A 16,162-nucleotide genomic window follows, 5' to 3' on the forward strand; every position below is an offset into this window, starting at 1 on the left:
AATCTGTCAAACAGGAGAGATGTGGAAAGTCAGCAGTAAAGTCTGCTGCTACCGCTGCAACAGATGGAAATACGACTTGAAAAATTTTTGCTCGTGAAGAGCAGTCAGACAAAAAAATAATGAAAGGAAGATCCGGATTCCGGACAGAAGCGATGGATAAAAAAGAATTTGTTTTAAAAGCAGTTGCGGACAAAAAAGACCTGATCGTCGAGGTGAGTGACAAAATTTTTGATTATGCGGAGACAGGCTTTCATGAATTTAAGACCGCAAAACTCTACGAGGATGTTCTGAAAAAAGAAGGATTCCAGGTGGAAATGGGAGTCGGCGGCATGCCGACGGCATTTAAAGCTACATATGGAACAGAAAAGCCGGTGATCGGATTTTTAGCGGAATATGACGCTCTTCCGGAGCTGTCCCAGGAAGGTGGCTGCACGATGAGAAAGAAAGCCGAAGGGGAGAACCCGGACGGACATGGCTGCGGCCACAACCTGCTCGGTGCGGGAGCCATGGCGGCAGCGCTTGCAGTGAAAGCGTATCTTGAGGAGCATCCGGAAGCGGGAAGCGTGGTCCTTTTTGGATGCCCGAGCGAGGAAAAAGGCGACGGCAAGGCGATCATGGCAAGAGAGGGAATCTTTGACGGCGTGGATGCGGCGTTCACCTGGCATCCGGGCGATAAGAACGAAATCTGGTCGGAGTCCACTCTGGCGAATGTCAGCGTCTTCTTTAACTTCAAAGGTGTGACCTCCCATGCAGCGGCAGCTCCGGAACTCGGAAGATCTGCGCTGGATGCGGCGGAACTCATGAGCGTCGGTGTCAATTATCTTCGGGAACATATCATCTCTGACGCGAGGATCCACTACGCGTACCGTGATGTCGGAGGAATCGCCCCGAATGTTGTCCAGGGACACAGCCGCGTCCACTATTTCATCCGCGCGCCAAAGTCCTGGCAGGTAAAGGAAATCTACAGGCGTGTGGTTGATGTGGCAGAAGGCGCCGCAAAGATGACAGGGACTGAGATGACATATGAGCTCTATGCAGGTCTTTCCGATTACATCCCGAACCATGTACTCTCGGAAGTTCTTCATGAGTCCATGGAGGAGATCGGCGCTCCGGCTTACGATGAGGCGGATTTTGCGCTGGCATCCAGATTCTTCCATGAGACCGCGACGCCGGAGGAACTGGAGGCAAAGCGAGCGTCCCTGCGGAAACTCTTCGGTGCAGATCATCTGGATGAGATCGAAGCCCGCCCGCTCCACACCCGGATCTCTCCGCTTGTATGGACTGGAAAGGTCCAGGCGGGTTCCACCGACGTCGGCGATGCCAGCTATGTGATCCCAACGGCGATGTGTACCACGGCGACAGCGACTCTCGGCACTGCCGCCCACACCTGGCAGATGACCGCACACGGCAACACGGAGATCGCCCACAAGGCAATGTTAAATGCGGGTGAGGCCATAGCATTGGCCGCCTTAAAGACCATGGAAAGCCCGGAAATCTTAAAGAAAGCCCACGACGAATGGCTGGCCGAGACAAACGGCATCTACGAATGCCCGATCCCGAAGGAGATCGGACCGAGGCTGGAGGATTAAGGGAGCTGCGTGCACAATCGAAAATAGAGGAGCAATACAATGAGACAGGAAACCATAGACAGGATCCGAAAATTCACCGATGACCGCGACTGGAACCAGTTCCATTCTGCTGCCAATCTGGCAAAATCCATTGTCATTGAGGCAGCAGAACTTCTGGAATGCTTTCAGTGGAGTGATGAGGAGTATGATCTTCAGCATGTGAAAGAAGAGCTGGCAGATGTGATCGTCTACTCACAGAACCTTTTAGACAAGCTGGGGCTGGATGCAGATGAGATCGTGAATATGAAAATGGGGATGAATGAGAAAAAGTATCCGGTGGAAAAGGCGCGGGGGAAGTCTGCGAAGTATGATCAGTTGTAGGGACTAGAGAAGAATGCTGCAGGGCAGCCATACAGCGTGGATTGGCTGCCGGCGGATCTTGGAGTTGTGGGGAAGATTGAGAAGTGGATGGAGAAAGAAATCTGATAAATTTTTTTGCTTTCGATATGCAAGACCAAATTATAGGACACCTAATGTGATATACTGTGTCTCAAAGAGGTACAGAAAGTCAAACATATGGAAAATATCCATAGGATCCTGCGAATCTGCGGATAACCCGATCGGGCAGATGGTGATGGATTCAGAAAATATGGAAAGAAAAATGCAAAGGAATCTCTGAATGAAGAAACACAAAGTATACCTGCAGGACCTGCTCAATGAGTATCCGGAGTCGGAAGACTATCAGAAATTCTATACATATGTGATGGAGCTGATCAGGAGAGACGAGCTTGTTCCGATGAAAAATGCGAAGAGCAACGGCCGGAGACCGGCGCTTCCGCTCAGCTTCTGGAAATATGAAGACAAAACGGATTATACGGATATCTATGAGGAACTGAAGTATAAGTATCATCCTCTGATCAATACTTCCTATTACAGGAACCATCCGGAATGCTATGAGACGGACAAGGAGAAACTTCAGATTCTGAGTGATTATCTGAAAGATCATTCCAAACTGCTTGATACCGAGGAGACGATGAATGAGCGGAGCTTCGAGATCTTCCGTCGGGAAAAGTTTTTCCAGAGAGAGGGCGGTCTCGAATTTTGCAGGAAAATTGGGATCAGTCGGGAACAGCTGGCATTTTATGAGACTTCTGAGCCGCTCTCTTATTATTCCCGGTCCAAACAGACCCCTCAGAACATTCTGATCGTGGAGAATAAAGACACATTTTTTGATATCCGGCGCTGTATGAATGCGGGGCATGACCGGATCCTTGGAAAACAGTTTGGTACTGTGATCTACGGGGCAGGAAAAGGAATCTGGAAGACGTTTGCGGATTATGTGAATGGGGCAGAATCCTATTTCCTTGGGGATAATGAATTGTTCTATTTCGGAGATCTTGATTATGAGGGGATTCTGATCTATGAACATCTTCTGGAGCAGAAAGAGTACCAATGGGACAGGCAGGGAAATGGCAGTGCCAGAATGATCCAACTTTTCCGGAAAGCATACGAGGCGATGCTGGATAAGGCGCTTCAGATTGGTTTTTCAGCTCTTCCTGACATGAAGGAAAAGCAGAATTCGAATATTGGAACGGTATTTCTGGATGTGTTTGATGAGGAGAGAAGGAGACAGATCCATGAAATCCTGTCAGCAGGAAAATATATTCCACAGGAAATTCTAAATGAGCATGACTGGTAGCCAACCGACAGAAGAGATACGGAAAGGTTATGATAAATGAACAAAACTGGTGATAAAAGATGATCGAGAAAGATTTTTTAAAGAATTTTGAGCAGCGAATGAAATTTGTCGGGAGGTATGCGTTGCTCTGCAGCAATAGCTTTGGAAAGCAGCAGTGGAAGGATTACGGCATAGAGACGCGGGATGAGCAGATGAATATGTTGTTTACACTGCTGCTTTTTATCATGGAGTATTCTTTGCGGGAAGAAAACTGCACGATGGACGATATTGCGGCGTTCGTGGAGGACATCAGTTACGAGTACCATGCGAAAAAGCTGAGCTTTGAGCAGAGTCGGGACTTTGCGAGGTTTATGGTGGAGGATATCCTTGGAAACAGCGGTTCTTCCATGTATTTTAAGGCTTTTGACTATGAAAAACGGACATATAAGGAAATCAACATCCGTTATATCGACAACAAGGTCGTGTATCTGGAGAGTGGCGTCAGAAGAACATCCTATTACCTGACGGACGAGGGTTACAATATGATGCTCTCCACGATGGAAATGGAAAATAATCTGAAACTTTCGGTCCATGAAATGCTCTTTAAGCTGCATCTGGAAAAGGCAGATTATAACAGGGCTGTGGAAGATATCAAAAATATCTTCAGTCAGCTTAGAAAACAGAGCCAGAAGATCGAGGAGGCAATCCTGTCGGTCCGGAGAAATGCGTTGGCTTATTCAGTAGAAGAATATGGGCAGCTGGTGGAGGACAACATCAACACTGTAGTCGAGACAAGAGAAAAATTCAATCTTCACAGGCAGTTTATCGACGAGAAAATTGAAGAATTTGAAGAAAAACAGATGAATGCGGAAACATTCACGGAAAAAGAAAAGGGCAACCTGAACAATCTTCGTGTGATCGGAAGATATCTGACGCAGACTCTGGATGAACACCAGAGAATCCTCGGTCAGCATTTTGATCTGAAGAAATTATATGATGAAGAGCTGGAAAATTACTCGAACATGACACTGGTCCAGCGGTTTCCGTTCCGGAGCGATGTGTATGATAAGGTATTAAAAGATGTCTCGCTCCTGAAAAATGTTGATAAAATTTTTAGTCCGTTATTTACCGGACGGGTGGGGAAGATCTTTAATCCGGAGAAAATGCTGGAATATCAGAAAAAGTTAAAAAAAGCGGATGTGGAAGACGAGACCGTGGAGCTGGATTTTGATGAAGAGGAGTACAACCGGGAGAAAGAAGAGCGCAGGAAAGAACGGATGAAAAAATATGAGGGCTGTGTGAAGGGAATCCTGGAACAGCTTCTCAAATATAAAGAAATGACGCTGGAAATCTTAAATACGGTGTGTACAGAAGAAGAACGGACACAGCTTCTTCCGACTGCAGAGATTTTTCGCGAGGTGATCATCGAATTCCTGACAGCGGGCACAATCGATATCGGAGCACTTCAAAATGAACAATCGGATTATCTCATGGATGCGTCAGATGGGTTTGTACTGAATGAGATGTTACTTGGTCTGATGGAAGACCGGGAATTCCGGAAAATCGGAAAGATGTTTATTTTCCCGATGGAAGACAGTGCGCATGTGTACTTTAAGAATGTAATGGATGAAAACGGAAACAGAAGAAATTTCAGATGTTCCAACGTGGGATTCCGGTATGAGGAGAGATAGAAGATGGCATACGAAGCAGAGATGATCACATACAGCCAGAAAATATTTTATTATCTTTTGTGCCACGGGGCACTGAGTGACCTGGATGCGGAAGTCAATGATCTGTATCGCGCGTATGTGGAACATGAAGAGATCATGAATCTCGTGAAAAATCAGGCGGAAATTGCAGACTGCAGAATCGAGCGGTACGGGACGACGATCTATCTGATGCCGGATATCGACAATAAATACCTCGGTTTTACGAAGGCAGACCTGAAAAAAGAATTATGTAAACCGAATGCTACAGACCGGGATTATTATCTGGCACAGTTCGTAATCCTGACGCTGTTGGTGGAATTTTATGACGGACAGGGAGGTACCAGTAAATCCAGGGAATTTTTAAAACTCGGGGAGCTGCAGAATCTCGTATCAGAGCGTCTGAAAGCAGGACTTGCGCTTGAACAGGAGCGGGAACAGGATGGAACAAATCTTTACACAGAAATGTATGAAAACGTCCTGGATTACAAGAGTATGAGCGAGGCCTATGAGTCCTTAAAAAGCGCGGAAACGGGAAGCCGGTCAAAGTATACAAAGGAAGGCTATGTGAGCATTATCTGTGAGTTTCTCGATCGGCAAGGGTTGATCGTTTTCGTCCGGGAAGATGAGATGATCAAGACGACGGCAAAGCTGGACAACGTGATGGAGTATAAGATCCTGAATAAAGAAAACTATGCAAGGATCATGGAGGCATTGGGGGAAACATATGAGTAAGATAGCGAGGATCCGTATTTTAAACCTGAACTATAACAATAACACCATCAAAATTGATGACGAGATGTTTGACTTCAATGGTCAGAACACACTCATCTCCCTGAGAAACGGCGGCGGAAAAAGCGTGCTGGTACAGATGATTGTGAGCCTTTTTGTCAACCGCTCATATCGTGATTTCGGAGACCGGCCGTTTAAGAGCTATTTTACGACGAACCGGCCGACATTTATCATGACAGAATGGATCCTGGATAATAAAGCCGATCGTTTCCTGGCAGGTATGATGGTCAGGAAAAGCCAGCGGGAAGACAATGACGCGGAAGAGCTGGAAATGTACACTTTTACCGGCAATTATTCAAAAGCCTGCAGCTATGATATTGAGAATCTTCCGGTCATCAGACAGGAAGGTAGCAAAAAGATCCTGAGGGGATTTTCTGAATGCAAAAACCTGTTGGAGGAGATCAGTAAAAGTGAGTCGAGAAACTTTCGGCTGTATGACATGACCAGCTCCTATGGAAGAGGCCAGTATTTTAATAAACTTCGCGAGTATCAGGTCAACAATAAAGAATGGGAGAGCATCATCCGAAAGGTCAACCAGAAGGAGTCGGGACTTTCAGAGCTTTTCCAGAATGCCAAAGATGAGAAGAATCTGGTGGAAAACTGGTTCCTTCGCCCTATTGAAGATAAATTAAACCAGGAAAAGAATAAGACGGATGAGTTCCGGAAACTTGCGTTCCAGTTTATTGAACAATACAAGAGTAATCAGTCGAAAATTCAGCGGAAAGGGATCATTGAACAGTATTTTGAGGACACGAAGCCATTGAAAGTCCAGATCGATGATTATGTTCAGAAAGATCATGATGCAGCGGCTCTCAGAACAGAGATGATCCTTTATGTGAAGGCGCTGCAGAGAGAATTGAAGCGGCTGGAGACGGAAATTGCTGCCGGACAGGAGAAAATAGACCAGATCAAAAGGGAACAGAGACGGATCGTTTATGAGAAGCTCTCATATGGAATTTACATTGATGAGGACCGGAAGACAGCACTCCTTGCGAAGAGAACACAGCAGGAGACGGCGATCACAGAGCTGACCTATCGGAAAAATCAGTTGACACGGGAGATCGACCGGTATGATCTTCATAAGCTCTATCAGGAATTAAAGGATTTTGAACGTCAGAAGGCCGAGGTAGATGCAAAGCTGCAGGTGCTTTTACAGAAGACGGAAGAATCAAAGGATGAGATCGGAAGTCAGCTGTATGCGCTGTATTCCGGGAAGGCAGAGAAGCTGGAGAAACAGAAGAAGCGGGAAGAAGAAAATCGTGTCGAGACTGAAAATACGAAAAAGGAAGTAGAGAAGGAATTCGGTGAAAATGAGCAGAAGATCCGAAAATTAGGCGTAGATATCGGTGCATTGACTTCAAGAGTGAAAAGCTTTGATGAGGTGGAAGACACCTTTAACAGAGAATTCAGTGCAGATCTGAGACGAAATATCGTAGGTCTTTATGTGGATGGTGCACTGGAGATTTTTCGGAAAGAAATGGAAGCAGGGCTTCAGGAAAAGAAAAATGAATCGGCAAAATATGCCAGAAAACTTCTCGAGCAGGAACAGACACAAAAAAGACTTTCCCGGGAAATAGTGGATGGAAATTTAAAAGCCAACGATCTCGCACATCAGCTGGACAGTCTTTCTAAGAAACTTCTGGATCTGGAGAAACAGAAGAATGAACGCCTGAGAATCATGAAGTATGTCGGCATGGATGAAGCCCATATGGATCAGAAAAATCTGATTCTGGATCAGCTGGACGGAAAGATGAAAGAGCTGGACATGGAAAGAGACAGTCTGATCCAGAAAAAAGCCGCTCAGGAGAAACAGCTCCGGCAGCTGAAGGAAGGAAAAACGACAGAGCTTCCGGAAAATATCAGGACCTACCTGGAACAGAACGGAATCGACCCGGTATACGGAATGGAATGGCTCACGAAAAACGGACGGACGGCGGCAGAGAATGCGGAGCTTGTAAAGAAAAATCCGTTTATTCCGTATTCTGTTGTGATGGAGCGGGCGGATTTTGAACGGTTCAGAAAGAATGAGGAGGAACTGTATACGAGCTTTCCGATCCCGATCATCATAAAAGACGAACTGGAACAGGAGCGGCAATCTGTGGATGCGAGATTTGCAGTCTATGGAAATGTGCATTTTTATGTCATGTTCAATACACATCTTCTTGATCGGGAGGAGCTGGAAAAGATTCTGGACACGATCAGGAGGAAGATTGAAAGTCTGAAAAAGTCAATCGGGGACAAGGAATCGGACCTGGAAACTTACCGAAACTACAGGAGTAAAATTGAAAGTCAGACGTTCAGTACCACTTTGTATCAGCAGACAGAAAAAGAGATTACGGATCAGAAAAAAGAGAGTGAATCAGTGAAAGAACGTCTCCAGGAGATCCGGCGGGAGCAGGGCAGACTGGATGAAGAAAAAGAAGAGACGAAAAAGCTTGCGGAGACGGTGAAACGGCAGATCGATAAGCTGAACAGGGAGAAGCACCAGTTTGATATTCTCTGCAAAAAATATGAGCAGTACGAGACAGAGCGGACGAGTCTGGAACGCCTGAACAAGGAAAATACAGAATTGACGGCGAAAGAAAGTGCTCTTAAGATCAGAATGATAGAGCTTCAGGAACAGGAGATTGGACTCCGGGCGCTGGTGAAGGAAATTTCGGAGCAGATCGACCGTGTGCAGAAACAAAAAGAAAAATTTGAAACTTTTACTGAAACAGCCGGAAATCATGAACGTACCGGTCAGGAATCTGCGGATCCGGCAGAACTGGAAGCGAGATATTATGCACTGACGAAAGAAATATCGGATAGTGTCGATGAACTTCGAAAAGCGCAGAATGACTGGATCGGAAGAATCCAGGGGAAAAAGAAAGATATTCAAAAGAAAAATGAGGACAGCCGGATTCCGGAGGAGGAGTACCGGGAACTGATCTGCCCGGAAGAACAGTATGACAGCTGGAAATGTCAGAAAAAGCAGACAGAAAAAGAGCTGAATCAGGCAGTTGAAAAGAATGTCAGTCTGGGAGAACAACTGGGTGTTTTGAAACATCAGATCGAGACCAATATGAAAAACCTGAAAAAGGAAACGGGATTTGATCAGCCGGTCGATCGAAAGACGATTACAGACATAAACTTTGAAGAACGCTGGAATTTACAAGAATATGATCTCAGGACAGAGCTGCAGAAGCAGTCGCGTCTTCAGGAGAGAAATATCCAGCTGTCTGCACAGGTTGCGGTTGTAGCGGAATATGAGGATGAGATGCTTCCGGAAGCTGAAATGCTCACGCAGACAGAAGAGGGGCAAGAGGATGCCTTGACTGCCATCCAGGCACAGATTCCGGATATCCGAAATGCGGAGATCGAGGCTGTTAAAACGTATCAGAAAGAGATTCGCAGAAAAATGGCGGAGATTTCCAAAGCTCTGGATCAATGCAGACTCAGCATGTCAGAAATGATCCGCGAGATTGCGTCCGGTAAAGAGTACGCGGATGATTATTTCAGGAAAACGTTTGACAGCCTGCTCTCGCAGACTGCCAGTCCGCAGAATCTGTCCCGTCAGTTTGAGCTGAACCGCCAGGCATACGAAAATCAGCTGGAAAAACTGAAGATCGACCTTGCGCATATCGATGATGAGCAGAAAAATCTGGAAATGATGTTCCTGGAATACATTGAGCAGATCAATGCGAATATCGGCATGATTGACAAAAATTCTACGATCTCTGTGCGTGGCAGAAGCCTCAAAATGCTGCGAATCCAGGTACCGGACTGGGAGACGGAAAAAGAGCATTTCCGCCTGAAGCTGCATGATTATTTTGAACATGTGGTGAAAATGGGAATCGAGACGATCGAGAAGAATGAAAATCTGACGGAGTTCCTGGGACGGGTGATCACGACGAAAAAGCTGTATGATGACATCGTAGGAATCCAGAATGTGAAGATCCGGTTGTATAAAATCGAGGCGGAACGGGAGGTTGCGATCTCCTGGTCCGAGGTATCGGCAAACTCCGGCGGCGAAGGTTTCCTGTCCGCATTTGTGATCCTGACCTGTCTCTTAAGCTATATGAGGCGGGATGAGACCGACATCTTTAATTCCGGCGAGGAAGGAAAGGTCCTAATCATGGACAACCCGTTTGCGCAGACAAACGCGGAACATCTTCTGAAACCGCTGATCGAGATGGCGAAAAAGACGAATACGCAGCTGATCTGCCTTTCTGGGCTCGGAGGCGATTCCATCTATAATCGGTTTGACAACATCTATGTACTGAAACTCATCGAATCCAGCATCCGAAATGGAGTGCAGAGAGTTGACGTGACCCACGTGAAAGGCGATGATCCCAAAAGGATGGTATTATCGGACTTCAAGATGGAACAGATAAGTATGTTTGATATGGATTTTGAAGGGTAGGGATTTTCTGCACTGAAAATTCCGTATGATACTGTCGCGGCAGCAGATTTTTCCGATTCAGGATGCGAAGCATCGGCAAAATCCAGTTCCAGTACACAGGCGAAAAGGGCGTGTGTACTGGAACTGTTTGATATGGAGGCTGAGGAGTAGGAAACAGCGCGTTGCTTTCCGTAGTATCGGTTTTCTGTTATGATACTGGTAACGGAGGTGCACGAAATGGAGACAAGATGTTGGAAGCATAGATAGCTTTCTTATGCAAAGCATGTCAAAAGAAAGAAGCACCAGAACCGGTGATATGCCGGAAATGGTGCTTCAAGTCTATTTTGAGGTTTCGACTTCCCTGTCGTTAAGATATTCTGCAAGGCTGTAATACAACTCTCCCTCTCTTCCACGTGTCTGTTTTGCAGCCGTCATGGAATTTAGGATCGCTTCCTGTTCAGCTTCCGCTGCAGCGAGAAAAGCCCGGTTGATCACATGCTCCGGAATTGCTGATATCTGGAGAAGTTCCTCTTCGCGACCGGATGGGATCCGATTTGCGGTTGTAAAGCCGATCATGACTTCTCCGCTTCCATGTCCCGTATAACCGCCGGTTCGTGCGATGCCAACTCCTGTTCTTTTCAGAATCCGTTTGAGCTGACGGCTTGTCAATGGGAGATCCGTAGCCAGAATGCTCATGATCGAACCTTTATCTTCTTCGGATGCAGCCATATCATTCTTTTCCTGCTTCCATTCCAGAATTTTTGGACCAACAGCCTCTCCGTTGAGTACAAAATCTTCGGTTGCACCAAAGTTTGACTGAACCAGAACGCCGATGGTGTATTCCTTTTCACCAATACAGATCACGCGGGATGCAGATCCGATTCCACCCTTCATGCCGTAGCAGATGGTACCGGCACCGGCACCGACATCCCCTTCTTCGAATTCCTCGGCAGCAGCCTCAAAAGCCTGCCGCACTTCTTTTTCACCAACTGCACGTTTCTGGATCTGGTTGATCCGGCAGTCATTACACTCGCCAACGACCGGATTGATGCTCATGGGTTCCAGCCCATCGTTCTGACACTGTTCGATCACGATACCGGCAAGTGCATCCCAAACCTTTCCGACATTTAACGTATTTGTAAGGGCAATCGGTGTTTCAAGAGTCCCAAGCTCTTCTATCTGTACCAGACCGGCACTTTTCCCAAAGCCATTGTGGACATAGGCTGCCGCCGTATAGTGATTTGCAAATGCATTATCCGGTCCAGGGACGATCACAGTCACACCGGTATGATTTTCTTCCGTGTTCACAGTACAGTGTCCTACCAGTACACCAGGTACATCCGTAATCGCATTTCTTTTTCCTGTTTTCACTCTTCCGGGTACAATTCCGAAGTCCCGAATCCGTTTTTTCTCCACGTTGATTTCCTCCTTGGATTTTGTCGGCTATTTCTAATGATTGTATCATAGTTTTTGAGAAATAAAAACAGGATGGGGGGAAATTAGTGATTTAATGACATCAATCTACAAGGATGACAAAAAAACGGCAAAATAAAAGTAAGGGTGAATACAAGACAATCAAAAAAGCAATCGTAAAAAAATACGATTGCTTTTTTGCGTATTTCTGCATATAATATATTCAATAAGAGCAAAATGGAGGCGATTGATATGCGTGAAACAAGAATATTGGAGTTCAAGGAAACGATTACGAACACGTTTTTAAAAACAGTCAGTGCCTTTTCAAATTATGATGGCGGAACTATTCTTTTTGGTGTAGATGATGATGGAAATATAAAAGGTTTGCCGGATGTCAAGCAAGCTTGTCTGGATATTGAAAATAAAATCAATGACAGCATTACACCGCAGCCGGACTATACGCTTGAAATACAGAATAATGACCAGACGATAAAACTTACTGTGAAAAGTGGACTTCAGAAGCCGTATCTATATAAATCGAAAGCCTACAAGCGGAATGATACAGCAACGATAGAAGTAGACACTCTGGAGTTTTCAAGGCTGGTACTGGATGGAAAAAACATTCGATTTGAAGAATTGCCTTGCAAAGATCAGGAACTGTCCTTTGAAATTTTACATCGTAAACTGAAAGAAACTGTCCGGATTGAAAATTTTGATAAGGATACGTTGAAAACATTGAACTTATATGACGATGTAAATGGATTCAATAATGCGGCAGGACTTTTGGCAGATAAAAATCATTTCCCCGGAATTGATATTGTCAAATTCGGAGAAAACATCAGTATCATTCAAAAGAGATCAACCTTTGAAAATATATCGGTTTTAGAGGTATATGAAAAGGCAATCGAGGTATTCAGAGACTATTATCAATACGAAGTAATACAAGGTGCTGATCGAAAGAAAATGGAGAAAATACCGGAAGCTGCTTTTCGAGAAGCAATCGCCAATGCTCTGATTCATAGAGTATGGGATGTGGATTCACAAATCAGAGTTTCGATGTTTGATGATCGAATCGATATTGTTTCTCCTGGTGGATTACCGTCCGGAATCACAGAGGAAGAATATCTGTCTGGAAAGCTTTATGTTTTAAGAAATAGAAATCTTGCCAATGTATTTTATAGATTAGGATTTGTAGAGATATTTGGAACGGGAAGTACAAGAATAAAACAACTCTATGCGGAAGCTTTGATAAAACCGGATTTTGAAGTTTCGGAAAATGCTATAAAAATTGTGCTTCCGATATTTGAAAAAAATGCTGATCTGACAGAAGATGAAATTGTAGTTTATAAGCTTTTGAGCAAGACGATGCTGAAGCCGATCAGCGAAGTTGCGCCGTATGTACCTTTTGGTAAATCAAAGACAACAAAGCTACTGAAAGAAATGTGTCAAAAAGGTGTGATCACAGTGGAAGGAAAAGGCAAGGGTACAAAATATATTATTAGTTAAGACATGGGTTCCTGAAACAGTGTTTCGGAAATTCAAAGAAAGCAACAGGTAGTAACAACTTGCTCAATCTTGCTCTGATTTGCCACAATCTGTAATTTCAGAGCATATAACCATAATCCCCGAAATCCCTCACAAAACAGGGCATTCCGGGGTAAATCAAGGAGAAACAAAACTATGATAAAAGTATTATTTATCTGCCTCGGCAGGATTTACCGGGCATGATGAAACGTCTCAAATCGTCTCATAACCCTCGATTTTAAGCGTTTTTTGTGTTTCGATCTCAAATTTACCAAAGATTTACCAATATTTCTGGAGAGTCAGACTTGCAAAAAATGGGCCAGAATGAGGAGATTAAAAATATGAGCGAATTGAAACCAAGAATAACGGAAAACGGAATTGATTATATCCTTGTCGGAGATTACTACATCCCAGACTTGAAGCTGCCGGAAGAACACCGCCCCATCGGAAAGTATGGACGGATGCACCGGGAATATTTAAGAGAAGTCCACCCAGCCAGATTGAACACATTGATACTGACCGGAGAGCTATGGACATATCTTGCAGACCTGAACGAACAGGCACAGGAACGGTTAGACACTATCATGGAACAGATGAAAGCTGCCGAGGGCGTGACAGAGGAATTAAAGCGCACTTCTCAAATGGAATGGGTGCAGCGTTGCAATAACATTCACAACCGGGCAGAGGAAATTATTTTGCATGAGAGGATTTATTCATAACGGTGTGATAGAATGATTATGACAAAACGGGATTTTGGAAGCAGGAGAAATCAAGATTGGAGGATAAATAGATGAACAAGATTTTCAAATGTCTTATTCGATTTTTGATAGAAGTGATAGTTATGACAGTTTTGATTGTTGGAATCAACATATTTACGAATGGTATGTATCTTTGGAGATTGCCTCGCATAAATAATATTCAGTCTGTAAATATCACGTATCCGAGTGTCACAGATGATGTTAAAGAAATTTCAAGCCGTGAGGATATTGAATTAGCCTTAAAGCTAACGGGATTTCTGAAATATGATTTATTTGAGAAAGTGAATAGCGAAGAAGAACCTACTATTACAATTACTTATTTTCTTAAGGATGGAACAAGCAAAACAATCTCCGCTAATAACACTACTGTCTGGTGGAACAATAAAATTCATGTAATCAAGGACAAGGATATGTTTATCAACCTAACAGAGGGAATTTTCTTTCTGGAAGATTTACAAACAAAGTAAATCAATTATAAATAACATAGAAAAGAGACCAAATTTTTCCGTAGGAAATGCAAGTGGTTGGAGCAAAAGAGTTATTATCTCAACGAACACATATACATATGATATCATTTTTTCGGGAAAATGTATTACGATTAATCATACAAAATATATACTGGATTCATCCATAGATTCAGAACTAGCAGAATATTATAATTCTTTGGATTCTCCAGAAATGAATTATAATTGAAACAGTGCAGATGATTTTATGGAAGAGTTACCGCCGCATTAAGAGCAAATTAATCTTTAATGCGGCGGTTCTATGATTCTAAGTCAGTGAGCTTAGAGAATTGTTAGTTTTAACCCTGATAAGCATTCTCAGCTGCAAAGTTTTCTATAACCCGATATTTGCGGTCATGTGTGGTGGTATCATACTGGTAATAGGTATTGCTGGGGTAACCCTCATCCATGCCGAAGCAATAGTCCTTTCCGGCAATGGTTTTCCACGCAACAACAGGATATTTGTAACCCTTTTCCACATGCCACCATCGATTATTATCGTTGTGATCCTTTACCCAGCTCTGAACATAGTTGTCGCTGATCCATCCATCACTGAAATGGAACCAAAGATCTACGTTAATCAGTACACGATCGGTGGTCTGAATTACCGTACCTGTATTGAGTGTTTTGACAACGAATCAGTCTGGGGGCAGTTCTGACATTTACATTAGTTCCTTGTAACTCCGAGTAAATATTGACTGCCAAGTCAGATAATTCTTGTTTGAAAAGACGAATAGGTTATGATACTATAACTTTGGGTATTATATTAAACAACTGCAATTTTGTCACTTTTTTGTCACTGGTACAAAATATTAAATGGCTTTATAATTATAGAAAACTGGGAGGATGAGCTGGAATGAAGAAATTGATAATTGTAGCTTTAGGAGTGTGTATACTTGGAACTGCATGTTCGAGAGATAATAATTTGGCAGAGAAAAATACTTTACAGCAGCCTCTGGAACAATCGGTAATGCTCCAAACAGAAGAAATTGAGATTCAGTCTACAAAAGAATCAAGTTCAGAACAAGAAATAATTTTATTGTCAGAAGAACCAGCTGAAACAGTAAGTTTGTCAGAGCCGGAGCATATGGAAGGATCAGCAGCAGCTTCTGTAGAAGAAAGAGATCGTACAAAAACCGATGCACTTCATAAAAATGACACGGCAAATAATTCATCTGAGGTTACATCTGAAAATACATATGAGATGAGACTATATACAAAAGCACCAAATCAGAATAGTACCATTAAAATCCAATATCCAGCTTTCTATGGAAGTAAAGCTGAAGAAATAAATTCACTGATTTTGGCCAAAGTACAGGATATGGCATCCCTCGACCCTTCGCTCTTTCCAGAAAACCCGAGGATAGACGTAAACTATCAATCCGCTGTTACCTTACAAAATTCAAAAATAATTAGTGTTGTTTTTTGGGGGAATACTGACATAGAGGTAAGTCAATTTCCAACTACTGACTTATATGCTCTCAATATAGATCTAACATCGTTAGAATTAATTACCCTAAAAGATTTATATACAGTCAATGCGGAATTTGAGAAGGTATTTTTTGAGAAAGCTTTTTTTCCCTCTGATCCAATTACTTCATACAGTGAGGAAAAATTTTCAGAGATGATGAAATTACAAACTTCAGAATATACATTACCAAGTCCCTTTACTAATGCTGACAGTATGAGGTGCTTTTTAAAACCTGAGGGAATTGTTCTTAGCATGCCTGCGATACATGCGTCTGGGAGCGACCATTTTGAAGCTGAACTTTTGTACAGTGACATACAGGATTATTATTTGCCAGAGCAAATTTACTGGAATGAATAAATACGATTCCT

At 43.6% G+C, this 16,162-nt stretch carries 12 protein-coding genes; 11 read left to right on the forward strand and 1 reads right to left on the reverse strand.

The genetic code is table 11. The features are described 5' to 3' along the window. Window positions 1-152 precede the first annotated feature (152 nt). The 6 genes from ACXMYH_RS03525 to ACXMYH_RS03550 all read left to right on the forward strand — a co-directional run bounded on the left by ACXMYH_RS03525 (window position 153) and on the right by ACXMYH_RS03550 (window position 10,146). The gene (locus tag ACXMYH_RS03525) at window positions 153-1,589 is read left to right on the forward strand and encodes an amidohydrolase (RefSeq protein ID WP_118298961.1); all 1,437 of its coding nucleotides are present in this window, start codon (window positions 153-155) and stop codon (window positions 1,587-1,589) included. Window positions 1,590-1,628: 39 nt separating this feature from the next. Next, entirely contained in the window at window positions 1,629-1,949 is a 321-nt protein-coding gene (locus tag ACXMYH_RS03530; protein WP_215703533.1) for a nucleotide pyrophosphohydrolase, read from the forward strand. Between the two features lie 298 nt (window positions 1,950-2,247). Beyond that, window positions 2,248-3,267 carry a Wadjet anti-phage system protein JetD domain-containing protein gene (locus ACXMYH_RS03535; protein ID WP_486555545.1) on the forward strand — a complete coding sequence of 340 codons (1,020 nt, stop codon included), beginning with the start codon at window positions 2,248-2,250 and terminating at the stop codon, window positions 3,265-3,267. Window positions 3,268-3,326: 59 nt separating this feature from the next. Beyond that, a complete protein-coding gene (locus ACXMYH_RS03540; protein ID WP_118606767.1) occupies window positions 3,327-4,937 on the forward strand; it encodes a hypothetical protein in 1,611 nt (536 codons plus the stop codon). Window positions 4,938-4,940: 3 nt separating this feature from the next. Then, window positions 4,941-5,687 carry a DUF6063 family protein gene (locus ACXMYH_RS03545; protein ID WP_486555546.1) on the forward strand — a complete coding sequence of 249 codons (747 nt, stop codon included), beginning with the start codon at window positions 4,941-4,943 and terminating at the stop codon, window positions 5,685-5,687. Further along, window positions 5,680-10,146: a coiled-coil domain-containing protein gene (locus ACXMYH_RS03550; RefSeq protein WP_486555547.1), complete on the forward strand. Its 4,467-nt coding sequence runs from the start codon at window positions 5,680-5,682 to the stop codon at window positions 10,144-10,146. The genes ACXMYH_RS03545 and ACXMYH_RS03550 overlap by 8 nt, the downstream gene beginning before the upstream one ends. A gap of 318 nt (window positions 10,147-10,464) precedes the next feature. Here ACXMYH_RS03550 and ACXMYH_RS03555 read toward each other — a convergent pair whose 3' ends face one another. Continuing rightward, a complete protein-coding gene (locus tag ACXMYH_RS03555) occupies window positions 10,465-11,541 on the reverse strand; it encodes a P1 family peptidase (protein WP_118532328.1) in 1,077 nt (358 codons plus the stop codon). 249 nt (window positions 11,542-11,790) lie between these two features. On the opposite strand from ACXMYH_RS03555, the gene ACXMYH_RS03560 reads away from it, so the two are divergent. From ACXMYH_RS03560 to ACXMYH_RS03580, 5 genes are all read left to right on the forward strand, one after another. Continuing rightward, the gene (locus tag ACXMYH_RS03560; protein WP_118532326.1) at window positions 11,791-13,044 is read left to right on the forward strand and encodes an RNA-binding domain-containing protein; all 1,254 of its coding nucleotides are present in this window, start codon (window positions 11,791-11,793) and stop codon (window positions 13,042-13,044) included. A gap of 359 nt (window positions 13,045-13,403) precedes the next feature. Next, window positions 13,404-13,781, forward strand: a complete 378-nt coding sequence (locus ACXMYH_RS03565; RefSeq protein ID WP_158364530.1) for a TnpV protein — start codon at window positions 13,404-13,406, stop codon at window positions 13,779-13,781. A 71-nt stretch (window positions 13,782-13,852) separates the two neighbouring features. Beyond that, window positions 13,853-14,287: a hypothetical protein gene (locus ACXMYH_RS03570; protein ID WP_015552611.1), complete on the forward strand. Its 435-nt coding sequence runs from the start codon at window positions 13,853-13,855 to the stop codon at window positions 14,285-14,287. Window positions 14,288-14,613: 326 nt separating this feature from the next. Further along, on the forward strand, window positions 14,614-14,982 hold the full coding sequence (locus ACXMYH_RS03575) for a hypothetical protein (protein ID WP_118297792.1): 369 nt from the start codon (window positions 14,614-14,616) through the stop codon (window positions 14,980-14,982). A 197-nt stretch (window positions 14,983-15,179) separates the two neighbouring features. Next, window positions 15,180-16,151, forward strand: coding sequence for a hypothetical protein (locus ACXMYH_RS03580; RefSeq protein WP_486555548.1), 972 nt, complete (start codon window positions 15,180-15,182; stop codon window positions 16,149-16,151). The last annotated feature ends 11 nt before the right edge of the window (window positions 16,152-16,162 follow it).

This window comes from Pilosibacter sp. NGB245 (assembly GCF_057397225.1).